This window comes from Fictibacillus arsenicus (assembly GCF_001999465.1).
GTDB classification, from domain to species: domain Bacteria; phylum Bacillota; class Bacilli; order Bacillales; family Fictibacillaceae; genus Fictibacillus; species Fictibacillus arsenicus.
On the sequence record NZ_MQMF01000002.1, the window covers coordinates 795691 to 818075 of the forward strand.

Consider the following 22385-nt stretch of genomic DNA (forward strand, 5'->3'; position numbering starts at 1 on the left):
CCTGGAGCGGAAATCAACTACTTACAAGAGCAACAAAGTTTCCGAAAACAGCCTTTTATTTTGAAATCCTTATGTATTAAAAAAACGAACCGTTCGCGATTATTGAGAAAAACCACTATGATGAATATAAGAAATATATTAACAGGAGTGCGTAAATTGACTAAAATTCTATTAATCGGCAGTGGTCATGCCCATCTATCCATTATTCGACGTCTAATAAACGAGAAACACAAAGATTACGAAATCACGCTTATCACACCTTCTAAAAAAGATGTCCAAATTGATTTAGAAGTATTAAGTGAAAAAAGTTCTGTTTCTATTATAGAAGACACCATTATCTCGTTTGATCCTATGCAAAAAATGCTGCTGTGCTTTTCAGGCGAGATCTACCGTTTTGATGTGATCTCTTTTAATATGGATATGAAGTTCTCTCTATTTAGACAAGCACTGGTTCCGGTTGTTGAAAATGGCGCAATGCTTGTAGAAGACACCCTCCAAAATGCTGAATATCCGATTTTATTTGGTGCGGGAGAAAGTGTTTCTATTGTAGGTGGAGCATCCAATAAAACTGAATCCCCAGACAAACAAGCTGATTTGTTATGGAACAATATGAAAAGGTATTTGAAGGGCCAAAAGCTTCAATCATTAAACAGCGGGAATGACACTTTCTTCAGTAGTTGGACTGAGCGTTTATTTAAAAGAAGATGATTTCCACAAAAAAGAAGAGGCGGCTGCCTCTTCTTTACTTTCATGCTTTTACAGCATGGGCCCGTTGAGTCGCCATAAACTCCTCGATCTCTTCTGTTTCACGCATGATATCTTTTGAAAGATTTTCGAATCCATCTTCTGTTACCAAAATATCATCCTCGATTCGGATTCCAATCGACTCTTCTTCAATATACAATCCAGGCTCGATGGTGATCACCATTCCTGGTTCCAGCACGCGGTCTTTGTATGACCCAACATCATGCGTATCCAGTCCAAGGAAATGCCCCACACTATGGTAATAGTATTTGGAGATTTCAGAGTCCTCTTGAATCAAGCCGATTTTTTTGCACTCTTCGGAAAGCACTTTTTTCGCATGTTCATTAAGATCCGCATATGGAAGGCCCGGTTTGATCATTGCTGTTGTTTCTTTTAGGGCTTTTAACACAATGTTATAAAGCTCTTTCTGACGATCTGTAAATTTCCCATTTACCGGAAACGTGTAGCTGATGTCGGCACTATAATAGTCTTTTTGTGCGCCGAGATCCAGCAGAACGAGATCACCGTCTTTCGTTTGCGCATTATTGTGCTCATAGTGCAGCACAGTTGCGTTCTTGCCGCTCGCTGTAATAGTTTTGAAGGCATAATCTCGAACACCATTGTATTTTAATGTGAAATCAAAATGTGCTTCTAGCTGATATTCCATTATTCCAGGCTTAGCGTTCTTCAGAACATTATAGATTCCTTCTTTTGTGATTTCGATTGATTCTTTAATCTTCTGAATCTCTTCAGTTGTTTTGAAGACGCGCAGTTCACAGATCTCAGGATAGATGTTGCTGATCGTAACATGCGGATAATGCTCACGGATGTGTTTTGCAAAAAGAGATGTGCTCGTTGGTGCACCTGACCACCCGCGGCGCTCTAAATCCAGACACACTTCCTTCGCTTGATTCGTAAAGAAGTTTCCTGCTACAAAAGATTCAAAGCTATCTACATATTTAATGTCTTTGATTCCAGAGATGTTTTCCGCTTCTTCTTTTGAAACGGTTTTACCGACCCACTTCTCCATTACCGGATCCGCTTTTTCGATAAAAAGCGTTTCCTCAAACGTTTGACCATTCTTTTTCATCATCAGAATTACTTTAGGCTCGTTAATTCCCGTTAAGTAATAAAAGTTGCGATTCGGTACGAACGCATAGTCCTCATCTGCAGATTTTTGAGGTGCTTTTCCAGCGAAAAGAATCGTGAGCGATTCATCTGGAAGCAATGCTTTCAATCTGTTACGATTTCTTTCAAAAAAATAGGATTCCATGTAGATCCTCCTTCGTTTATTGTTAAAAGCTAAAACCGACTGATTAGTTTATTTATGTATTTATATTATAATAAGTTTTCCGTTTAAATGACAGGTATTTTTAGAATTTTCCAAAACGTCATTACCAACAAAAGGTAAATTATGTAATGAACCTCGATAATTATGTGATGATGTGGCTTTTTTATGTGATTATTCCCTTTTCAGCCTTCTGCAAGCGTCATTCATCCCCTGTATACTATAAAAAAGCTAACCACTTCATGAAATGATTAGCTTCCGTCTGTTTTATGCTTCCTGTTCGAACAATTGAACGAGTTCGACGATGACTTGAGTCGCTTTGATCATGTTATCGACTGAGATGTATTCGTGTCTGCCGTGATAGTTTTCCCCGCCTGTGAATATATTCGGTGTCGGCAATCCCATATAAGATAGCTGAGACCCGTCCGTTCCGCCCCGGATTGGCTTAACGATTGGTTCGATCTCTAAATTCTTCATCGCTTTGTAAGCGAGGTCTACGATTTCTTTAACAGGTTCGATCTTCTCCCTCATGTTGTAATACGTATCTTCCATCTTCAGTTGAATATTGTCATTGCCATATTTTTCTTTAAGTTCATCAACGATCGCTTGCATCTTCGCTTTTCTTTTCGCAAAAAGTTCCTTGTCATGATCCCGGATGATATAAGCCATCTCGGTCATTTCGACGTCACCTTTTAATCCAAGCAGATGGTAAAAGCCTTCATAACCTTCCGTAAGTTCAGGTGCCTCGTCGGCAGGCAGCTTGCTGTTCAGCTCCATCGCGATTTTAGCAGAGTTGATCATCTTTCCTTTAGCGGAGCCTGGGTGAATGTTCTTGCCTAGAATTTTAATCTTCGCATCTGCCGCATTGAAGCTTTCATATTCCAGCTCGCCAAGAGGCCCGCCGTCCATCGTGTAGGCAAATTTAGCGCCAAATGCAGACACATCGAACTTATGCGGACCGCGGCCGATCTCCTCATCCGGTGTGAACGCCACTCTGATCTTGCCGTGCTTGATTTCTGGATGGTCGATTAAATACTTCATTGCCGTCATGATCTCTGCAATACCAGCTTTGTTGTCTGCACCAAGCAGCGTTGTGCCGTCAGTTGTGATCAGCGTATGACCTTTATAATCTTTTAAACTAGGAAAATCTTTTGGTGATAGTTCAATATGTAAGTCTTTGTTTAGTATGATTGATTCCCCGTCATAGTTTTCAACGATCTGCGGCTTGACGTTCTTTCCTGTAAAATCAGTCGCAGTATCCACATGTGCCAAGAATCCGATCACAGGTACATCTTTTTCCGAATTAGATGGAAGTGTTGCCATCACATAGCCGTAGTCGTCAATTGTAACTTCTTCCATGCCGATCTGCTGCAATTCTTCTACGAGCAAGTTTGCTAGAGTCAGCTGCCCAGGTGTTGAAGGGGTAGATTCACTGCTGGCATCTGATTGTGTGTCTACTTTTACATAAGAAGTAAATCTATCAATGATCTCTTGTTTCAATTTTCACTCAACTCCTCTGATTTTGTTTTATCATAGCATGTTTTTCTAACGGTCACCTATTCTGATAATCGTTTGTCAGACCATTCACCTATTTAAATAAATTTCAAATTTTCAACAGTTAATTTCATTGTTTGGATGCATATATTTATAGTTGAGAGGGGGCACACCTATGTACAATACGTTATTGTTTTGTGATCCTGGAATTGATGATTCGCTCGCGATCATGTATGCACTGCTTAATCCTGAAATAAATGTGGTGGGCATTGTTTCAAGTTACGGGAACGTGCCTCAGCAGCAAGCCACTCAAAATATCGCGTATCTCTTGCAGCTTGCGAACCGGCCGGACATCCCAATAATCGCTGGTGCACGAAGTCCTTTTAGCGGCGAGATCGCCATCTATTATCCTGAAATTCACGGTGAAGAAGGCCTCGGACCGATCCAGCCGCCAAATACGATTCCGCGTGAGATTCTTAATTTTGATGAGATCTTTAAAATCATAAAACGCTATGAGAACAACCTGGTTATCGTCGATGTTGGAAGGTCTACCTCTTTAGCAACGGCATTTATTTTAGGCGGCGACGAACAAATGCATAAGGTTTCAGCTTTTTATATTATGGGAGGTGCCTTTCTGGTTCCGGGGAATGTCACCTCTCTTGCCGAAGCAAACTTTCATGGCGATGCAATTGCATCAAATCTAGTACTCAATAAAGCTAGGAACGTCTATATCTTTCCATTGAACGTGACAAACTATGCAATCATCAAACCTGAAACCATCACGCAAATATCTTCTGCAAACTATAATTCTTTTTCACCTTTAATTAAACCGATCTTTGATTTCTATAACGAAGCGTATAAAAAGCTGGTACCCGGAATTGAAGGAAGTCCCATACATGATGTATTGCCATTATTTGCGCTGACCAATCCAGATAAAGTACGCTATGTGGACAGAAAAGCATCGGTTTCGATCAACATGGACGATACAAAAGGACTCAGCCAAGGAGACTTTAGACCACGAGCTCCTCAAGAAGAACCACCTGATGCAGTTGATCATATTGCAAATTGGTTTGATTACAACGCTTTTTTGCAAGACTTTATAAAAACCATGACCAACGGAGGCAATCGCATATTTCACAAAAAATCTTCATCCGTCTAAACAACTTGTCCCCTCCCGCATATGATATAGTACCAGCGCTAAAGTTAAGGTGCTGTGACAATAGCGGGGGTGATTTTAATGGGTTGGAACAATTGCTGGGACAAATGCGAGTCCTCTTCTTCTTCAAGCTGGGTTCATTTAAAATGTAAAAAGCGCAAGAAAAAGAAGAAAAAGTGCGGCTGCAGAGACAAACACTGATTTTAAATCATAAAAAGAAGGAGTCCTTAAAGGGGCTCCTTTTCCGCTTGATATGGCAATACCGAACACGATCCCTATAGCGATACAATGCCGATGTTTTTTAGAGCGAGTCCGATCGCAATACCAATCGCCATACCCACCGCAAAGCCGCTGTTTGAAAAAGAGTATGTTTTTGATTTTTTCAAGGTTACCTCCTTTTATTCTTGCGGATATGTTTTCTGTAGAAAGGCAACAGACTGCTGGATCAATTTCTTAAGCACTTCAACATCAACATCATCTACTTTATTTATGTACACACAAGCTGCTCCGGTCGTATGTTTGCCAAATTTGTTCAGCAATTCTTCCCGGTTCGGGTCTCCGGGTGCAAAATAGAGACTGATCTTCGCTTTGCGCGGCGAAAAGCCAACGAGCGCTGCATCCCCTTCATGACCTGTTTTGTATTTATAGTGATATGATCCAAACCCGATAATGCTCGGTCCCCACATCTTTGCCTCAAAACCGGTCGTCTCAGTAAAAATATCTAACAGTTTATAAGCATCTTCCCGCTTTTTTGGATTTTCTACGTTTTCAATAAACTCGATGACACTGTTATCGTTCACTTTTGTTTTCAGTTCGTACATATTGGTACTCCTTTACCATATTTTGACCTATGATAAGTCTTCTACAGATAAAATCGTTATCCTTTTAAAAGATATACTTAATAACGTGCAGTTTCGAACCTCGAAACTGGTCCTCACACGGTGCGCCCAGGGGTATATTTTGCGAACCTGAATCTTAAAGTTTTAAACATGAATCCACTAGTTTCGGTGCTCAATCCAGAAATTTAGCCTTTGAATCCAAAAGTTTTTATCGTTTATCCACGAGATGTCATTCCTCGCCAAATTCTGGCCCCTCCGTTACACTTCTTCAAAAAAAAACAGGCGGAGTCAACATCCGCCTGATTCTCAAAACAGCTAGCACTTATTACATACAACAAAATTGCTGTACGGGAAGAACAATGCTGGATCTGCCTGCTCAAGACCGGCTTCTTGGAAATTAAATACACTTCCTCCAATGACCGAAATTTCGGCAAGCCCGCAAAGTACTGTACTTTTATCCGAACTAACGTTGAAATCACCTTTTGCCGTTACGCGATAAACTGCATTACTCTCATCTTTTCCTATTCCCAATCCACGAGGAATATTTCTTTCGATTCGTGTACACGTATGGGGCTTTAAAGTGAAGTAACCTAATTTAATTTCTTTTTCTTCAATGTCTTTATATACATTTAGATGACCACTCATAGGTGTTCTTGGTTCTAGACAAACACCAAGTGTTACTTTTACTTTGAGATATTTGTCTGTCGGATTTTTTAAAATGATAATGATTCGATCGTTTTCCCTGCCGCCTTGAAGCTCTGAATCGACTTCTTCCGGAACCAGAAACGGACCGGTGGTGATTTTTACCTTACTACTCTTATGTTTATCTTTGGATTTAGATTTATCTTTCGATTCGCTCATTTAAAGCCCTCCTATTGTTCTGTTCTAAACTGTCATTAAACCTCAACATATTAGATGCACTACTCCTTAAAAAGGAATGGGCTCTTAGGCAATTTTGTGTTTTTTAATATGAGGAGTGGCTTTGGACTTATCTGAAACATATACATATGAAAGTACGTATGAATGAGGTGATACATATGAGGATTGGGGTAAATTTGCTGACTCTTTCCAATGACCGATATGGAGGGGTTGAGCACTATGTTAAACACCTAATCGAGCATCTAAAAAAAGCAGATGAAAGTGTAAAGTTATTTTTGTTTCTTACAAAACCAAGCAGAGATATCTTCCCTGATTTTCAGGAACGCATTATAAAAGTCATGTTGAAGGGATCTAAAATTCAAACTGAAGTGCACAGCCGTATCCAGGAACACCAGATTGATGTTTGGTTTTCACCGGTTCACAAATCGTATATCCCAAATATTCATGTGCCTTCTGTCGCGACCATTCATGACGTTCTCCATACACGCTACCCTCAATTTGTACCGGGAGAATTTCAAGAAAACAATCGATATTATGAAAAGTTCACTCCATCCTTCGACGCCGTTTTAACGGTTTCAGAGTTCTCGAAAAACGCTATATCCAAACATCTTCATATCCCGAAAGAAAAGATTTCAGCTATCTATCCTGATGCACCTGAAACTTTCAATCATTATAGAGAGAGGTTTCAAAATAACAGGATCACCGAGGAGCTCGAAAGTGGATTTGCTCTTTATCCAGCGAGCTATAACCCGCATAAAAATCACCTTAATCTCTTGAAAGCTATTGTTTTTCTTCGGGATCACCATAAAAAGCGTATCCCTCTTGTTCTTACAGGTTTTGCCGCTCCAGATAACCGCACGTTTCAGTCTGTCTTATCATTTATACGGAATTATTCACTCCAGAATCAGGTAAAGATTCTCGGTTATGTTGCAACAGAAGCTATGCCTGATTTGTATGCCAAAGCGTCGTTCCTTGTCTTTCCTTCCCTTTATGAAGGTTTTGGCATTCCTTTGGTCGAGGCGATGAAATCAAAATGTCCGATCATCTGTTCCAACAGAGCAAGTATTCCAGAAATTACAGGTGATGCTGCACTTCCTTTCAATCCCGAAAAACCTGAAGACATAGCAAATAAGATGCTAAGAATTCTGCATTCAGAAACAAAGAACGCTCTTATCAGCAAAGGAATGGTCCGGTCAAAGATTTTCTCATGGGATAATTGCGCCAAAGAAACACTCGCTGTGTTTCAGCAAGTTATTAAGAGGAAAGATAAGCGATGAAAAGAATGCTGGTTTTAAATCATTTCCCGACTGTATATCCGCCGACTAGCGGCGGCACTTTACGCTATTTTCATATTTATCAGGAACTCAGCAACTATTATGATGTTACTCTTCTTTCCCAAACCTTTAGTCATAAAGGAGGTTTGTTTACTTATTCTCCTACCTTCAGAGAATATAAAGCTGAGAAAGATTCTAATTATCATAAAGTTGTGCAGAAATTACAGCACAATGAATTATCCTATGAATTCGGTTTAATCATCCAAACTGAACTGTCTAAACATCCTACTCTATTAAAAAAACAATTTGATTCTCTCTATGATTCTGCCGATCTAATCGTTCACGAGTCTCCTTTTCTGCTTCAGTATGATCAGTATTTTGGTAAAGATTCTAAACTTAGAATCTATAACAGTCATAATCACGAATACAAGCTCGCACATCAGATTTGGAAAAACAATCTGGCTAGAGGCTACCTGCCAGTGCTTTCTAATTTGGAAAAGAAGCTAGTAAGAGGTGCAGACCTTGTTTTCTCAACCTCAGAGGATGAAAAAAATAGTTTGATAACGATGTACAATACAAATCCTTCTAAAATTATGGTGGCACCTAATGGGATTCAACCATCTGAATGGCTTCCAAGAACAAAGTCATCTAACAAAAAACCAACCGCTTTTTTTATTGGCGCAGATTACCCGCCTAACATTGAATCAGTGGAGTATATCATTAATCATCTAGCTGACAGCTGTCCTGAAATTCAATTTGTTGTCGCTGGAGGATGCTGCACTCCGTTTGCAAACTCTAGCAAACCTAATGTAAGACTTTTGGGAAGAGTGCGCCACAAACAAAAACTAAGATTATTGGCAGAAGCTGATTTTGCCATCAATCCTATGTTCACGGGTGCTGGCGTTAATCTGAAAACATTAGAGTTTTTATCTGCAGGACTTCCATTATTCTCAACGGAATTCGGTGTAAGAGGATTGAATCTCACCCCTATGAAACACTACATTCATACAGAAAAAAATAACTTCGCTGACACATTAAAGCGATTCACATCTGATAAAAATGTATTACATGGAGTTTCCTTAAATGGACAAAAGTATATAAACCGTCACTATTCCTGGAAAAACATTGCCAAACAAATACAAGTTGAACTGAAAAAATTAACGTCTAATTAACCTCTCAATAGCTTTTATCATCGCCATACCTGCATTTTCCCAAGTCATTTTCAGCATATCTTGTCTGCCTTGTGCTCCTTTTTGTTTGCACAGCTTCGGATTCATAAAGGCATACCTCATCTGCTGTTTCAGATGCTCAATATCCGCTTCTGCCCATAGCTGACCTTTCTCAGCAAAGCTAGGATAGGTGGTGGATATCGCATTTTCAAAACTGATCGAAGGACTCTCGAGTTTATATTTCACTAAAAAAGAATTCTTTTCGTTTAAAAAATCCATCTGTCCGCCCCACCCTGTTGCGATTACTGGCAACCCGCTTGATAACGCCTCTATAAAAGGCAGTCCAACGCCTTCGCCTCTCGTAGGAAGAACAAACGCATCGCCTGCTGTATAAAGTCCTTTTAATTGTTTTTCCTCGCAGATTCCTGTCATCACGTAAAGTGGAGCCGTATTCTCACCAAATCCGAGTTTTCTTTTATAATTATTAATGGCACTTCTGATTTCTTTCCGTGAACTTCCATATGTCTTGATGACCAGAAGGACTTGATCATTTGAGGTGAACGCTTCCCAATACGCGCGCAAGAGACTTTCTGGATTTTTTCGGTGCTGAAAATCAAAAACTGAAACAAAAACAAACCTTTCCTCTTCTAAAGACAACGATGCTGGCGGATTGGCAGGATCATACATGGCCGTATCCGCTCCGTGAGGAACCAGAAAAACTGGGACAGAAACGCCGCTTTTTTTCAGTGCCTTTATATTATGGGTACACGGTACACATACGGCGTCAAAGGTTTGAAGGATCGTCTTCCAAGATTCAGGTATTTTATTCGTTTCCCAGACTGTATTTAATAGACAGTACTCATACTGCGCTCTTTCTTTTTTATCAATAATGGCTGGAGGAGAATGGTAGATTAAGATCTTCGGTTTATTATTTGATGCAGGTTTTTCTATAAGCTGCTGCAGCCACTCTTTTTTCTCTCGATCCTCTATAGTAAAAGGGAAATTCCACGTATACGTTTCAATTTTCACGTCAACGCCTTGCCTGTCTAAAGCCAGTGCATATTCCCTGCTTGCTGTTCCGTACCCTGTTGCATCTAGTACAGGTCCGCGCCAAATCACTTGATAGTCTTTCATATTCTTCTCCTTATTTATTCGAGAATGAGAGACTTAAAATCTTCTGTATAACAAACGATAGATGATTTTCTTTTCAGTGCGGCATTATTGACATTCCATGTATGATGACCAGACCTGAAAGTGCGTATGCATACATAATTTCTTTTATCGGCTGAATACAATTTCAAATTATTCTTTACACATTGCCTTAAAAAAACAGTATCTTCTCCAAGGTTCAGAGCAGGAAATTGAATGTTCTCACAGATTTCTTTATTAAAAAGCAGAGTAGCTCCCTTCAGACCTTGTCTCACGAACATCTTCTCTCTTTTCGGACTATTAATAGTTAATAATTTTTCATCTTCAAAGTACATGTAAACTGACCGTTTCCCTACTACATCCGCTTTCGTCTCTTGCATAGTAATAAAAGCATGCTGAAGATAATGAGGGGCGTAATAATCGTCGTCATCAAACTTTGCAATATAAGGATAGCTGGCTTTTTGAATCGCAGCATTTAAACATTCGCCAAGCGTAGTTTCTTCAGGGAGCTGACACACGGATATGTTTTTGAACGTTCTTGCCCTTGCTTTCCATTTGTCTAGCTGTAACTGATCATTATTTAATACAATAATCATTTCTTTTTCTGCCATTAATTGATTTTCGTAATTCCGAAAAACGTTCTCCATAAATTGTTCTCTCATTGTGCAGCAGATAATTGAGACCATAATCCTCCCCACCTTACGTACATTGTTGAACTGCTTCATCCCATGAATACGTAATAAGCATTATGTCGCTCTCATTAATCTCAGCACCAATCTGTACTTCAATAAACGTAAGAGAGGTTAACGCTTTAATTGAATGGTTGCACCCTACAGGAATTCGAATGACGTCCCCCGCTTTAATTGAGTGCAGCTGGCTGTTTACAATCACTTCACCTGAACCTGAAAGGATGGTCCAGATTTCCTGTCTGTTCTGATGCACATGTAGACTGATATTACAGTTCGGCAGCACATTTACGAATTTTGCAATGGACTGCTGCTCATCAGTATCGTCTATCTTTTCTAACACCTTATAGCTGCCCCATCTCTTTTCTACATAGCGGGGCATGTCGTTGGTATGCTGCAGTTTTACTTCTGCACATCTGTTTTTATCCGCTACAAGTATTCCTTCTGCGCCAGCCACAATCATACTATCTGAAATTCCTATCACATGAATGGGTTGCGGCAATTCGTTTACAACATGTGTATTGATTGAGTCGTCGGAGAGCATGCCCCGACCTGTGACCGATGAAGGTATATGTTCACTTATCGTCTTCCATGTACCAATATCTTTCCACTGTCCGGCATAAGGCACGACGATTGAACGCTTACTATGCTCAGCAACTGCCACATCAAAGCTTAATTTGGGAAGTTTATTGTACACGCTGAGCAGCTCATCGTATTGTGTTGGAATTCCTTTATCCTTTAACAACTCAAGCATAAAGCTCAGCTTGAAACTATAGACGCCACAATTCCAAAGAGCTTTTTTCTTTTTTAGTTCAGCCGCTTTTTTCCTATTCGGTTTTTCGATAAAATGAGTGATCTGGAAATAGTCATTGGACTGTTCCGTGATGTTTGGAACAATATAACCCATTTGATCGGAGGGAAATTCAGGTTCAACTCCAATGTGTGCCAGTTCTGCCAAAGATTTTTCGAGGATAGAAGGCATCTGATTAATAAGATAGAAAAAGGATTGGTCAGCAAATGCGTCAACGGGCAAAACACAAATCGTTTCATCGAGCCCTGTTTCCCTTTTTGAATGCAGATAAGCAACTGCTAATGATACAGCTGAAAAGGTACCTTTTTGCCTTGGTTCACTGATGATTGGTATTGATGCAGCTATTTGGTTTTGAATGAGGTCTTTCTGATTTTGATTCGTAATAAGATAAGTATTTGAAATAAGATCAGCTGCTTCTAATTGTCTGCATACACGCTGCAGCATGGACTCTTTACCATTATTGTCCGTGCTAAGCAGTTTTAGAAATTGCTTAGCACGGATCTTGTTTGATAACGGCCAAAGTCTCCTTCCGGCACCGCCTGATAAAAGAAGAATTTTCATATCAATCCTCCATTGTATAAAACAGCCTCTGCTATATTATGAAAATCAGGAAGGTGATATGCGGTTCTGGCAACACATTAGAAAACTAGATTAAAAAGAAGAAAATTCCTTCTTATTCCTTTATGATAAAAATTAATAAGTAAACAGGATGAGGTGAGCAATAGTGATAGTAGTCATTTTAGATGATTGGGAAAAAAGTTTTGCAGAAAATCCAGAAATAGAGCGGTTGCGGCAGCACTTTCAAGTTGAAATCTATCACGACAAACCCTCTCAGGTTGAACTTTTAAGCCGCATCGAACAGGCAGATGTTATTTTACCGATAAGAGAACGTACGAGGTTTTCTAAAGAAGTGCTTGGCCAGCTGAAAAATATTAAGTTAATCGCTCAAACAGGTGCTGGTCTCGCTCATATTGACATGGATGAGGCGAACAGGCTGAACATAGCTGTGGCCACCACTCCTGGAGGATCTGCCGCTGTTGTAGAGTTAATCATCGGAATGATGATCAACCACTCCCGTAATCTTTTGTCATTACATAAACAGATGAAACAAGGAGATTGGGCGGAATCGGTCGGTTTAGGACTCGAAAACAAAACGGTGGGTATAATCGGGCTTGGCAAAATTGGTTCAGGCATCGCAAGAATAGCGAAAGCTTTCAATATGAATGTTGTCGCGTGGGGACCGAGATTAACGGAAGAACGTGCAGAAGCTCAAGATGTTGAATTCAGCAGACTCGAGGAACTGCTGCAGAGAGCTCATTTTGTAATAATTGCAGTGAGACTCGTTCCAGAAACAAAACACCTACTGACAGAAAAACACTTCAAGCTTATGAAAAAAGATGCTTTCTTAATTAACACATCCCGGGGAGAAGTAGTGGATGAAGCTGCACTTGTAAAAGCATTAGAAGAAAATTGGATCGGAGGAGCTGGTCTTGATGTATTCAATCATGAGCCGATCGCTCAGGATCACCCGCTCTTGAAACTGGATAACGTAATCTTAACGCCTCATATCGGATGGAAGACAGATAATATGTTTCATCAATTTTTATCTGTAAGCATCGACAACATCCTCTCCTTTTTAATCCATGGAAAGCCCGAACGAATCGTGAATCTTGAAGAAATCCATAAAAGTGAGCCCGCCGGCTAATCGGTGGGCTCTATTTCTTTAAAACAGCTTCTGCAGTTCGTTTATTCCGAGGTAAGCAAACATAAGGAGGCATCCGATTAATACTGCGTTGGTCACCCATTTGTTGCGATATTCTGCGTCTACTTTCTTCGAGTTCAATAAGATGATCAGTGAGATCGCTAGAAACGGCATGAACAATGCTCCGAGGACCCCATAAATGATGATGAGCTGCACGGGTTTTCCTAAAAAGAAAATGAGCATAGGCGGAAATGTCAGCCAAGCAAGATATGCTCGGTAAGACTTATCTTTCTCCGATACAGGCTTAACTTTGTGCAGATCTTCCTTCTTAGTTCGAATCGTTCTTAAGAAGTCAGCGAACAAGTACGGCACACCATTCCATACACCAAGAAGTGAAGTGAAAGCTGCTGACCAGAAAGCAATCAGGAAAAGCCACCGCAATGGCGTCCCGAATTCCTGTCCTAATAATCCGGCAAGATCCAGCAAGCCTTGGTCCCCTTCCAGTTTCACATCTGTTCCAAATAGGAATTTAGCACCGATCACTAGTGCTGCCATCGTAAAAATACCTGTGATTACATAAGCTGCTTTCGTATCCAATCTCATAATGGGAACAAAAGCTTTCCCTTTCCAATCCTTTTCCTTCAGCCAATACCCATAGGAGGCCATCGTGATCGTCCCGCCTACACCTCCGATCAAACCTAATGCAAGCATGAGTGATCCATCAGGCATCCTAGGTACAAAACCGCCTGCAAACTCACCGATTGTTGGCAAAAAGAGCAGAGATGTTCCGATGATCGTGATGAACATCACCCCAATCAGAATCGTCATGATTCGTTCAAACAGCAAATAGCGGCCAGTCCACACTAGAGCGAAACCAATCAGTGAGTGAACGATCGCCCATGCCCAGATCGGCATGATCGGCAGCATAGCATGCATGCCTAGCCCGCAAGTCATCGCAGCTGTTGCTCCGTAAATATAACCCCAGATAACCGAGTACACTCCAAAATAACTTGTTGCCCATTTGCCAAGGGAATGCCAGCCTTGCAGGATCGTTTGTCCTGTTGCAAGATACCAGCGTCCGACACCTTCGTTTAAGTAGTATTTTAAGATAGCTCCCACAATAATGGCCCATACGAAGGTCATACCGAAAGAAGTTCCGATGACAATCGCAGTAATCATATCCGCTGTTCCGACTCCAGTGGCAGCGACTACAAATCCTGGACCAATCATTTTCAGCTTTTGCCCTATTGTCTGTGGCGGCAAAGGACCAGTGTTTGCTGTTGCGTGATGCAGATCATGATTCAATGATGATTCAATTTTCAAGTTTACTCCTCCTTTTGCTCCGATTTTAGAAAACGTTTTCAAAATAGTATTTATCCATTATGACATAGTTCAGAAAATTTACTCAACTATAAGTTTAAAAATTAATACAAAAAATAAAAAAGCCCAGAATTCTGAGCTTTTCTTACCAGTTAAAAAAGAAGAAGGCTAGTATGAAGTAAATGACAAAAAGCGTTTCTAATATTAAAGTTATTAAATCCCATTTTGTTTTACGGAATTCTTCCTCGGTCTGGGTCCCAACAATCATCCTTAAAGCCAAAAGCAAAAAACCTATTATTTTGGCATACATATTATTCAGTACAAACACTGCAATAATATAGATAAGCCCTTTGAAGATAAAAGTTCCTATAAGTATCCCTAAATTTAATCTGAATTTGCTGATTGGAAAAAACTCATCCGATCCTTGAAGTTCTATGTATTTGTCTTTTATAAAACGATATCTAATAAGCAGCTCTACATTATTTATTAACAGTATGACACACCATACTAAAATAAGCGTTTCTTCTACAGTCATCCCAAACAATTTACCATCCCCCAATAATTTATGACCACACTAATATTTTACCATAATTTTACTTAACTATTAAAAGTAAAGATTGTTTTAGTGACTTTCGAGGAGTCTCGCACCATGCACTCCTATCAATTTGGTCTAAGAATTAGAGGAGCAAAATAAAAAACCGAGCAGAAAATGTAAAAATCTTCTGCTCGATTTATGAGTCAATGGTGTTTTTAGAAGTTATTTTAAAACGTATGTGCCGCGTCTTTAGCTCTTGCGATGGCATTTTCCTTTATTTCATTTGCTTTGTCGGGCATTGCCGCATGTCCTTCAACAAAGATTCCCTCGAAGGAAGGAACCCCGAAAAATTGCATGATGATACTCAAATACCGGTGTCCCATTTCCATTCCTGCTGCAGGTCCTTCAGAATAAATGCCTCCGCGGGCTTGAATGTGCATGGCTTTCTTATCTGTTAAAAGACCAACCGGCCCTTGTTCTGTGTATTTGAATGTTTTTCCGGCCACAGCTACTGAATCAATATATGCTTTCATTACGGGAGGAAACGAAAAATTCCACATTGGCGTAACAAATACATATTTATCTGCTGAAACGAACTGATCACACAACTCTGTGAGTCTTCCTACTTTGGCCTTTTCTTCTGAAGACAGTTCTTCAAACCCTTTACCTGATTGAAGTTTCCCCCAACCACTGAAGACATCCACATCAATTTGCGGAACATCGTCTTTATATAGGTCAACATTCACTACTTCATGATCTGGATTAATTATTTTATACTCTTCAATAAATGCTTTTCCAACAGCCATGCTGAACGACATTGTATCATCATGCGGATGTGCTGTTATGTACAAGACTTTTGTCATAGAATAAACCTGACCTTTCTATTCATTTGCTTCATGCAGATAAGGATTTCCACTGATCTTTGCTCTTACTTCATCTGTTAATGCAAACGGCTCTGTGATTGTTTCTTGCTCTGTTTCATTTGTGCTGTGCAAACTTCCATCATAATGAATAGGCTTGTTATCCAATAATCACTCACCTCCCCTTTTTATTTTAAACCATATATTTACATTTATACATTTACAATTTATTACAAAAAGGCTACCTGCTTTAACAGATAGCCATAGCCATGTTATTTAATTATTAACGTCCGCCAAGAGCTTGTGCTACAAGACGCTTCGTGATCTCACCACCTACAGATCCGTTTGCACGAGATGTAGAGTCTGCTCCAAGGTTTACACCGAACTCAGAAGCGATTTCATACTTCATTTGGTCGATAGCTTGTTGAGCACCTGGTACTACTAATTGGTTGCTGTTGTTGTTTCTAGCCATTGTTTTCACCTCCTTTTAATGATTAAGATTATAATTCCACTTCAAATTTTTCTTATACGCCTTTAAGCAGAGGTAGTATTTGTTAAGGGAAATAAAAAAGAACGATTGAAAACAATCGTTCCTGTGAAACTAATGGCAAACTCTAATTTTTCATTTTTATTTTTTCCTAATATTTAACTAATATTCTTTATCTTTTCTTAGTTCATCCATACTGTGAAATCTTCAAATCCTTTTTTCTTTACTGACTTAGGCGTTAAATCTGGATAACCGATATAGATAAAGCCAGCCATATCTCCTTTTGGCGTCAGTCCAAAGAATTCCTTTACTTTATCTTGATAAGTTACTGCACCCGTTCTCCAAATCGCGCCTAATCCTAATGAATGTGCGGTAAGCAGCATGTTTTGGATCGCACTGCAGACTGCTGCGTATTCTTCTTTCATGATAACGTTTTTCTTATCGGCCGGTTCTATTCCTACAGCGATTATGACAGGTGCCCTTAAAGGGTTGTTCCTCGCTTTTTCTGCTTTCCGGTCCACTTCTTCAGCTTCTAAAACTGCATGATCGGTTCGAACTATTTCTTCTAAAACGGCTCCTAATCTTTTTCGGCTATCTCCGCTTATCACAAAAAAACGCCACGGCTCCGTCCTGTAATGGTTTGGGGCATACGTTCCCGCTTCGAGGATTTTTTCAATACAATCAGAAGGAACAGGGTCACCTTTGACTTTTCCGATGCTTCTCCGTGTTTTAATCGCATCTATTACATCCATAATCTCATACACTCTCCCCTCCTTATAAGAGTTATTCTGACCTTTCTGTATATAGAAGCCATAAAAAGGAAGTAATCACCCTTTTCAGTTACCATCATAAAATTAATGTAAGGAATTCTAACATGAATATGATATAATAAATAACAATATTCTGAAAAACATTTTTTGTTAGCTTTCTTTCATTCTTAAAATGGAGGTCACTCTATGTCTGTTGATAAAACATCCTATAAAGACAAAAAAGTCATGTCTATCGGTATCATCAGTGAGCTGACAGGTTTGTCAGAGCGGAAGATTCGTTATTACGAAGAAAGAAAGCTGATTTTCCCTGATCGTACAGGACGCGGGACTCGAAAGTATTCCTTCTCTGACGTGGAAACATTGATGGAGATTGCCAACCAGATAGAAGATGGTGTACAAACCTTTGAGATTAAAAAGGAAATGACAAAAAGACAGCAGCGAGAAGAACGGAACAAGATGATCCGCGGACAGATCAACGCCCAGTTTAATATAAGGAATTAAAACAGCCGGCTACCCATTTAAGGTTGCCAGCTGTTTTATTTTGAAAGCTTTTCATATACATCACGCAGCGTCTTATAACCCTGCTCTTGAATCCGATCCACATATACACTCCATAGTTCAGCAGTCATCTTCGCATCTCCTAATGCATGATGCCGATCGACCACAGAGATCCCGCAATGTTCACAGCAATCTTCCAGACGAATTAAATTTGAATCTGGATCTGCAATTTTCAATATAAAAGACGTATCCACGATTCTGTGTCTGAAATGGGTTCTGAAAAGCTTCCAGTTGAAATGCTGCAGAAAGCTTTTCTCATGGCTCGCATGGTGCGCTACGAGGACGTCGCCTTTTACAAACTCATAAAAGTTGATAAGTACTTTTGATAATTCTGGAGCTCCTTCAAAATCTTCTTCCTTTAGTCCTGTCAGCTGTTTGATCTCAGGGGTCAGTTCAGCACTGCATTGAGCTAAAGAATAGAAACACTCTTCATAGTGTACTTTTCCGCCTTTTACTTTTACAGCACCAATCGAGAGGATCTCGTTTCCTTGATCCGGAAAGAATCCTGTTGTTTCAAGATCGAATACGACGACATTCAGTTCGCTCAGCGGGACCTCAAGACTTTCTTCTACTTTCACTTCTTTTTGCAATTGTCTTAAAAAAGCGATGTGCTGTGCGCTGGACTGTCCTTGCATGGACGCATAAACACTACTACTGACCTTACCCTGCATCTGTTTCATAAACTGTATGAGCGGATTGATTCTCACCTTCTCATCATTCCTTTGATGACTGACTGTGTATAATCCTGCAGTTTCTGACCATCTTTTAGAATCCGTTTTAGTTCTTTTCTTTCATTTTTGTTTAATCCTTTAACATCCAGATAATGAATATCATCATAACTTTCCGTCATTTTTTTGTGATGCATTAACCTATAATGAAGCAGGTTCTCAAAATCACTTTTATAACCTTGAAGTTCCGTGGCATATTTCGGAAGCTGGGATAATGCTTCAATTCTTGACAGAGTCGAAGCTTCTTCCACCTTTTCTTTTAATGCTAACAATCGGACAGCATTCACATATGGCAGGAATCCAGATTGCTTGATGTCAATACTGCCAGCATGTGAACCGTGTGTTTCCGGCAAAAACTGCTGAAAGAAACCGACTGCCTTTTTTGTATGAATTGTATTTTCTAAAAAACGCTCTAACAGATCTGGTTTATCCTTGATGGCGTCGTGAATATGTTTTTTTAATTGGAGGTTGTATTCACTTTCTCCTACCAACACCCTCGCATCATAAAAGATCAGCAGATAACGAATGCTGTCAAAACTTTCTTCGTTCAGCCATTTTTTCAGCTGATCGGTCCAGCTCGCTTTTGATCTGCACCAGACTGGATTCGAACTCATCACGTTGCCATCACAATACGGATAACCCGCTTCATGCAATCCAAAAGCTAATTCTTTTCCGAAGGTATTAAAGTAAGCGTTGTTCTCTTTGCCATCTTCCTCATAGACGATACCGTGGTCTTGATCGCTTATGATCGCCTGCTCAAACCTGCCTGCACTGCCCATGACAAACCAGGCATATTTACATGGAGGAGGTCCCGTTTCTTCTTTCACTTTTTTTAGAGTTGTTTCAAACACTTTTTTCATTATAGAATCGTGAAATGCATTCAATTCATCTGAAGATTCTTGTTTTTCGATCTGGCTGTCCCGCCATTGTTTTATTTCGATATATGACATTTAAAACACATCCAATTGTGTAAAAGCATTGAGGCTATCCCCAATGCTTATCACACAGATTTAATTTGCAATTTTATTCTTTTCTTCGTTTGTAATAAAAGCTTCCGGATAACCGTAGTTGCCGTGCTCACTTACGTCCAGCCCTATAATCTCTTCTTCCTCACTTACTCGCAATCCTTTCATCACTTTTTTCATGATATATAAAATTGCGAAAGAGACAGCAAAAGCGTAGATCGCGGATACAGAAACACCCATCGCCTGAACGCCAAGCTGAGAGAATCCTCCTCCATAAAATAATCCAGGCTTACCGACCGATGCGAGTTCAGGTGTAGCGAACAGACCCGTTGACAACGTGCCCCAGACACCCGCTGCACCATGAACAGATAATGCATAAATCGGATCATCTACTTTTAACCGGTCGAAGAACTTTACACTGTAGAATACTAAGATACCGGCTACAAAGCCGATAACAACGGCTGCCCACGTTTCAACGAAAGCACATGATGCCGTAATGGCCACAAGTCCTGCAAGTGCACCGTTGAGTATCGTTGGTATATCTGATTTTCCAAGAACCATCCATGAAATGATAAGCGCAGCAACTGCCCCAGCACCAGCAGCAATATTTGTGTTAAGTGCAACGAATCCAAAAAAGCCATCATCAACAACAAACGTGCTGCCGCCGTTAAAACCAAACCAGCCAACCCATAATACGATGACTCCGAGCGCGGTATAGACTTGGTTGTGACCAAAGATATTGTTAGCAGTACCGTTTTTATTGAACTTGCCAATACGCGGTTTAAGTAAGATCGTTGCCGCAAATGCAGCCATCGCACCTGTTAAGTGAACAACTGTCGATCCTGCAAAGTCTTGCTTGCCATGTTCAGCCAACCATCCGCCGCCCCAGATCCAATGTGCAACAACCGGATAAACAACAACCGAAAAGAGAATCGCGAATACAAGATATGCCGATAACTTTGCGCGCTCTGCAAAACCGCCAAACGCGATGGTTAACGAGATGCCGGCAAAAGCTAGCTGAAAAAGAAAAAATGCTGCTGTCGAATAAGGCATGTCACCTGTTTGTTCACCTGAATAAAAAAAGTCTGACAAGCCGATAAAGAAATTTGAGTTTCCTCCAAAGATAAATCCGTAGCCAACCGCCCAGAACACGATGGATGCCAGCCCGAACGTAAAGACTGTTTTTCCGGCAATGTGACCAGCGTTTTTCATTCTAGTCGAACCTGCTTCAAGTAAAATGAATCCACCTTGCATCAAAATAACGAGCAGTGCACCTAGCACCAGCCACACACTATTCAACGAAAATATGATTTCTTCCATTCTAGAACGCCCCCTGTATGTGATATTTCTTTCATTCTATACAGTTCTGGCGTAGATTCTACTATCATGTCAGAAAATCTAACATGGTTTTTCGGTGTAATCATATGATCCGTTTTCTTTACTTTTCTATTACAAATATTTGAAGAATAAAGGGACAGCCAGCTAATAGGGAGAATTTATTATTATTCTGAAATACGAAGGGGGTTCAATTTTGAATAAAGATCATTTTGAACTGTTTCTAGTTGAAGCTGCCATTGAAAACAGATTGCATCGTGTGGTGTATACTGTTCCTTCAGTACCTGAGGCGTATGAGAAGTTTATGGGGGAAATTAAGAACAACCAGGATGTGCAGAAGATTAAATCACTTTCTGTGAAAAAAGGGACGATCCCGATCGACATTTTCAAATAATATTATGACGAAGTGAAAGGGAACTTCCTTATTGTTGGGAAGTTCCCTTTTTAGTATTTTTTGCAAGTACGTCTGACGTAAACATTTTGAAAGTAGTTGATTTCCGTTCCAGGTGCTCGCTTTCCGCGGGGCGCGCGGTGAGCCTCCTGCCGCTGGAGTCTCGCACCTTGCACTCCAATCAACTTTACAAAGAAGAACGTCTTAAAAACTCTATAGCAACATCATTTTGATAAGAGCCTTTCGCGAACACTATTTCTATTAGAAGGTATTAACCTCTGCATCATGCATTTCGTTCTTAGCGGGGGGTTCTTCTGTTCTTTTTCCCCACCACGTTGCTAAGAGAGGACCTGAGATGTTGTGCCATACGCTGAAGATGGCACTCGGAACAGCTGCGAGCGGTGAAAAGTGAGCAACTGCGAGTGCAGCACCCAGCCCTGAGTTCTGCATACCTACTTCTATCGAAATTGCCTTTTGGTCGGCAAAGTTTAGCTTTAATGCTTTTGCGATAAGAAAGCCGATTAAAAGTCCGAGCACATTATGAAGGACAACAATTGAGAAAATCAACAGACCCGTTTCAGCGATCTTCCCGGCATTTACTGCCACTACAGCAGATGCAACGGCTACGATTCCCACAACAGAAATAAGAGGCAGTACGGCAATGCTTTTTTCAACCTGCTTGCGGAATAAAATTTTCACCACAATCCCTAAAACAATTGGGACTAGCACAATCTGTACGATTGATAAAAGCAGGTCACCCGCTGAAACAGCAAGCCATTTACTCGCAAACACTAGTGTTAATGCCGGTGTAAGGATTGGCGCTAACAAAGTTGATACAGATGTTACTGCCACCGATAACGCTGTGTTTCCTTTTGCTAAAAACGTCATCACATTCGATGCTGTTCCACCTGGGCAGCACCCTACCAATATGACGCCGACTGCCACTTCAGGCTCCAGACGGAAAAGTACAGCTAATCCAAAAGCTAAGAGCGGCATGATCGTATATTGAGCAATCACTCCGATCATAACGCTTTTTGGCTGCTGAAAAACTGCTTTAAAATCATCAAGTGATAAAGTCAGTCCCATGCCAAACATAATTATGCCCAGTAACAGGGCAATGTGGGGAGCAATCCATGTGAATCCACCTGGAATAAAAAAGGCTAAGATGGCAAAAAGAATCACCCAAACTGCAAATGTACTGCCTGCTGCTTTACTTACTTTCTCTAGAAAACTCATGGTTCTCAC

Annotated in this window: 24 protein-coding genes; 7 read left to right on the top strand and 17 right to left on the bottom strand. The window is 40.3% G+C overall.

Going from position 1 to position 22385, the window contains the following annotated elements; translation table 11 throughout:
- The first annotated feature begins 156 nt into the window (after nucleotides 1-156).
- On the top strand, nucleotides 157-708 hold the full coding sequence (locus tag UN64_RS11295; protein WP_077362714.1) for an NAD(P)/FAD-dependent oxidoreductase: 552 nt from the start codon (nucleotides 157-159) through the stop codon (nucleotides 706-708).
- Between the two features lie 40 nt (nucleotides 709-748).
- On the opposite strand, the gene UN64_RS11300 is transcribed toward UN64_RS11295, so the two are convergent.
- Complete coding sequence (locus tag UN64_RS11300) at nucleotides 749-2017, bottom strand: aminopeptidase P family protein (protein ID WP_077362716.1); 1269 nt, start codon at nucleotides 2015-2017, stop codon at nucleotides 749-751.
- A 282-nt stretch (nucleotides 2018-2299) separates the two neighbouring features.
- Nucleotides 2300-3532: a peptidase T gene (pepT, locus tag UN64_RS11305; RefSeq protein WP_077362718.1), complete on the bottom strand. Its 1233-nt coding sequence runs from the start codon at nucleotides 3530-3532 to the stop codon at nucleotides 2300-2302.
- 169 nt (nucleotides 3533-3701) lie between these two features.
- Here pepT and UN64_RS11310 point away from each other — a divergent pair, with 169 nt between their 5' ends.
- Entirely contained in the window at nucleotides 3702-4685 is a 984-nt protein-coding gene (locus UN64_RS11310; protein ID WP_077362720.1) for a nucleoside hydrolase, read from the top strand.
- A 395-nt stretch (nucleotides 4686-5080) separates the two neighbouring features.
- Here UN64_RS11310 and UN64_RS11315 read toward each other — a convergent pair whose 3' ends face one another.
- Nucleotides 5081-5503: a DUF1801 domain-containing protein gene (locus UN64_RS11315; RefSeq protein WP_077362722.1), complete on the bottom strand. Its 423-nt coding sequence runs from the start codon at nucleotides 5501-5503 to the stop codon at nucleotides 5081-5083.
- Between the two features lie 333 nt (nucleotides 5504-5836).
- Nucleotides 5837-6382 carry a hypothetical protein gene (locus UN64_RS11320; protein ID WP_077362724.1) on the bottom strand — a complete coding sequence of 182 codons (546 nt, stop codon included), beginning with the start codon at nucleotides 6380-6382 and terminating at the stop codon, nucleotides 5837-5839.
- 176 nt (nucleotides 6383-6558) lie between these two features.
- Here UN64_RS11320 and UN64_RS11325 point away from each other — a divergent pair, with 176 nt between their 5' ends.
- Together UN64_RS11325 and UN64_RS11330 are read left to right on the top strand one after the other, a co-directional pair.
- Complete coding sequence (locus tag UN64_RS11325; protein WP_171978877.1) at nucleotides 6559-7677, top strand: glycosyltransferase family 4 protein; 1119 nt, start codon at nucleotides 6559-6561, stop codon at nucleotides 7675-7677.
- Nucleotides 7674-8846, top strand: coding sequence for a glycosyltransferase family 4 protein (locus UN64_RS11330; protein ID WP_077362728.1), 1173 nt, complete (start codon nucleotides 7674-7676; stop codon nucleotides 8844-8846). Before UN64_RS11325 ends, UN64_RS11330 begins: the two co-directional genes overlap by 4 nt.
- Here the strand turns inward: UN64_RS11330 and UN64_RS11335 are convergent.
- From UN64_RS11335 to UN64_RS11345, 3 genes are read right to left on the bottom strand one after another with little or no spacing between them, the layout of a single operon-like run.
- Nucleotides 8832-9977, bottom strand: coding sequence for a glycosyltransferase (locus UN64_RS11335; protein WP_077362730.1), 1146 nt, complete (start codon nucleotides 9975-9977; stop codon nucleotides 8832-8834). The genes UN64_RS11330 and UN64_RS11335 overlap by 15 nt on opposite strands.
- Before the next feature lie 14 nt (nucleotides 9978-9991).
- Entirely contained in the window at nucleotides 9992-10678 is a 687-nt protein-coding gene (locus tag UN64_RS11340) for a glycosyltransferase family 2 protein (protein WP_171978878.1), read from the bottom strand.
- A 13-nt stretch (nucleotides 10679-10691) separates the two neighbouring features.
- Nucleotides 10692-12050 (bottom strand): sugar phosphate nucleotidyltransferase, encoded by a 1359-nt coding sequence (locus UN64_RS11345; RefSeq protein WP_077362734.1) that lies wholly within the window; start codon nucleotides 12048-12050, stop codon nucleotides 10692-10694.
- Nucleotides 12051-12213: 163 nt separating this feature from the next.
- Between UN64_RS11345 and UN64_RS11350 the strand changes: the two genes are divergently transcribed.
- A complete protein-coding gene (locus UN64_RS11350; protein ID WP_077362736.1) occupies nucleotides 12214-13194 on the top strand; it encodes a D-2-hydroxyacid dehydrogenase family protein in 981 nt (326 codons plus the stop codon).
- Between the two features lie 18 nt (nucleotides 13195-13212).
- Here UN64_RS11350 and UN64_RS11355 read toward each other — a convergent pair whose 3' ends face one another.
- The 6 genes from UN64_RS11355 to UN64_RS11375 form a co-directional block, all read right to left on the bottom strand.
- Nucleotides 13213-14514 (bottom strand): Nramp family divalent metal transporter, encoded by a 1302-nt coding sequence (locus tag UN64_RS11355; protein ID WP_245802010.1) that lies wholly within the window; start codon nucleotides 14512-14514, stop codon nucleotides 13213-13215.
- 142 nt (nucleotides 14515-14656) lie between these two features.
- The gene (locus tag UN64_RS11360; RefSeq protein ID WP_077362738.1) at nucleotides 14657-15055 is read right to left on the bottom strand and encodes a hypothetical protein; all 399 of its coding nucleotides are present in this window, start codon (nucleotides 15053-15055) and stop codon (nucleotides 14657-14659) included.
- A 218-nt stretch (nucleotides 15056-15273) separates the two neighbouring features.
- Nucleotides 15274-15909, bottom strand: a complete 636-nt coding sequence (locus tag UN64_RS11365; RefSeq protein ID WP_077362740.1) for an FMN-dependent NADH-azoreductase — start codon at nucleotides 15907-15909, stop codon at nucleotides 15274-15276.
- Between the two features lie 18 nt (nucleotides 15910-15927).
- Nucleotides 15928-16074, bottom strand: coding sequence for a hypothetical protein (locus tag UN64_RS20925; protein ID WP_171978879.1), 147 nt, complete (start codon nucleotides 16072-16074; stop codon nucleotides 15928-15930).
- 115 nt (nucleotides 16075-16189) lie between these two features.
- Nucleotides 16190-16378 (bottom strand): alpha/beta-type small acid-soluble spore protein, encoded by a 189-nt coding sequence (locus tag UN64_RS11370; RefSeq protein WP_077362742.1) that lies wholly within the window; start codon nucleotides 16376-16378, stop codon nucleotides 16190-16192.
- Nucleotides 16379-16575: 197 nt separating this feature from the next.
- Nucleotides 16576-17157, bottom strand: a complete 582-nt coding sequence (locus UN64_RS11375) for a nitroreductase family protein (protein ID WP_306460362.1) — start codon at nucleotides 17155-17157, stop codon at nucleotides 16576-16578.
- A 192-nt stretch (nucleotides 17158-17349) separates the two neighbouring features.
- On the opposite strand from UN64_RS11375, the gene UN64_RS11380 reads away from it, so the two are divergent.
- Nucleotides 17350-17664 (top strand): MerR family transcriptional regulator, encoded by a 315-nt coding sequence (locus tag UN64_RS11380; protein WP_077362744.1) that lies wholly within the window; start codon nucleotides 17350-17352, stop codon nucleotides 17662-17664.
- A gap of 35 nt (nucleotides 17665-17699) precedes the next feature.
- Here the strand turns inward: UN64_RS11380 and UN64_RS11385 are convergent, their stop codons facing one another.
- Genes UN64_RS11385 through UN64_RS11395 form a run of 3 tightly spaced genes read right to left on the bottom strand, consistent with a single transcriptional unit; the run spans nucleotide 17700 to nucleotide 20734 of the window.
- Nucleotides 17700-18428 (bottom strand): exonuclease domain-containing protein, encoded by a 729-nt coding sequence (locus UN64_RS11385; protein WP_077362746.1) that lies wholly within the window; start codon nucleotides 18426-18428, stop codon nucleotides 17700-17702.
- A complete protein-coding gene (locus UN64_RS11390; RefSeq protein WP_077362748.1) occupies nucleotides 18425-19399 on the bottom strand; it encodes a DUF294 nucleotidyltransferase-like domain-containing protein in 975 nt (324 codons plus the stop codon). The genes UN64_RS11385 and UN64_RS11390 overlap by 4 nt, the downstream gene beginning before the upstream one ends.
- Before the next feature lie 60 nt (nucleotides 19400-19459).
- Nucleotides 19460-20734, bottom strand: a complete 1275-nt coding sequence (locus UN64_RS11395) for an ammonium transporter (protein WP_077362750.1) — start codon at nucleotides 20732-20734, stop codon at nucleotides 19460-19462.
- 211 nt (nucleotides 20735-20945) lie between these two features.
- Here UN64_RS11395 and UN64_RS11400 point away from each other — a divergent pair, with 211 nt between their 5' ends.
- Complete coding sequence (locus UN64_RS11400; protein WP_077362752.1) at nucleotides 20946-21143, top strand: hypothetical protein; 198 nt, start codon at nucleotides 20946-20948, stop codon at nucleotides 21141-21143.
- 258 nt (nucleotides 21144-21401) lie between these two features.
- Here UN64_RS11400 and UN64_RS11405 read toward each other — a convergent pair whose 3' ends face one another.
- The gene (locus UN64_RS11405) at nucleotides 21402-22376 is read right to left on the bottom strand and encodes a bile acid:sodium symporter family protein (RefSeq protein ID WP_077362754.1); all 975 of its coding nucleotides are present in this window, start codon (nucleotides 22374-22376) and stop codon (nucleotides 21402-21404) included.
- Nucleotides 22377-22385: the final 9 nt, after the last annotated feature.

Bases quoted from the DNA above. Each gene is read 5' to 3' on its own strand.
- UN64_RS11300 (WP_077362716.1), bottom strand. From the start codon at position 2,017: ATGGAATCCTATTTTTTTGAAAGAAATCGTAACAGATTGAAAGCATTG.
- UN64_RS11310 (WP_077362720.1), top strand. From the start codon at position 3,702: ATGTACAATACGTTATTGTTTTGTGATCCTGGAATTGATGATTCGCTC.
- UN64_RS11315 (WP_077362722.1), bottom strand. From the start codon at position 5,503: ATGTACGAACTGAAAACAAAAGTGAACGATAACAGTGTCATCGAGTTT.
- UN64_RS11320 (WP_077362724.1), bottom strand. From the start codon at position 6,382: ATGAGCGAATCGAAAGATAAATCTAAATCCAAAGATAAACATAAGAGT.
- UN64_RS11325 (WP_171978877.1), top strand. From the start codon at position 6,559: ATGAGGATTGGGGTAAATTTGCTGACTCTTTCCAATGACCGATATGGA.
- UN64_RS11330 (WP_077362728.1), top strand. From the start codon at position 7,674: ATGAAAAGAATGCTGGTTTTAAATCATTTCCCGACTGTATATCCGCCG.
- UN64_RS11335 (WP_077362730.1), bottom strand. From the start codon at position 9,977: ATGAAAGACTATCAAGTGATTTGGCGCGGACCTGTACTAGATGCAACA.
- UN64_RS11340 (WP_171978878.1), bottom strand. From the start codon at position 10,678: ATGGTCTCAATTATCTGCTGCACAATGAGAGAACAATTTATGGAGAAC.
- UN64_RS11345 (WP_077362734.1), bottom strand. From the start codon at position 12,050: ATGAAAATTCTTCTTTTATCAGGCGGTGCCGGAAGGAGACTTTGGCCG.
- UN64_RS11365 (WP_077362740.1), bottom strand. From the start codon at position 15,909: ATGACAAAAGTCTTGTACATAACAGCACATCCGCATGATGATACAATG.
- UN64_RS11370 (WP_077362742.1), bottom strand. From the start codon at position 16,378: ATGGCTAGAAACAACAACAGCAACCAATTAGTAGTACCAGGTGCTCAA.
- UN64_RS11380 (WP_077362744.1), top strand. From the start codon at position 17,350: ATGTCTGTTGATAAAACATCCTATAAAGACAAAAAAGTCATGTCTATC.
- UN64_RS11390 (WP_077362748.1), bottom strand. From the start codon at position 19,399: ATGTCATATATCGAAATAAAACAATGGCGGGACAGCCAGATCGAAAAA.
- UN64_RS11395 (WP_077362750.1), bottom strand. From the start codon at position 20,734: ATGGAAGAAATCATATTTTCGTTGAATAGTGTGTGGCTGGTGCTAGGT.
- UN64_RS11405 (WP_077362754.1), bottom strand. From the start codon at position 22,376: ATGAGTTTTCTAGAGAAAGTAAGTAAAGCAGCAGGCAGTACATTTGCA.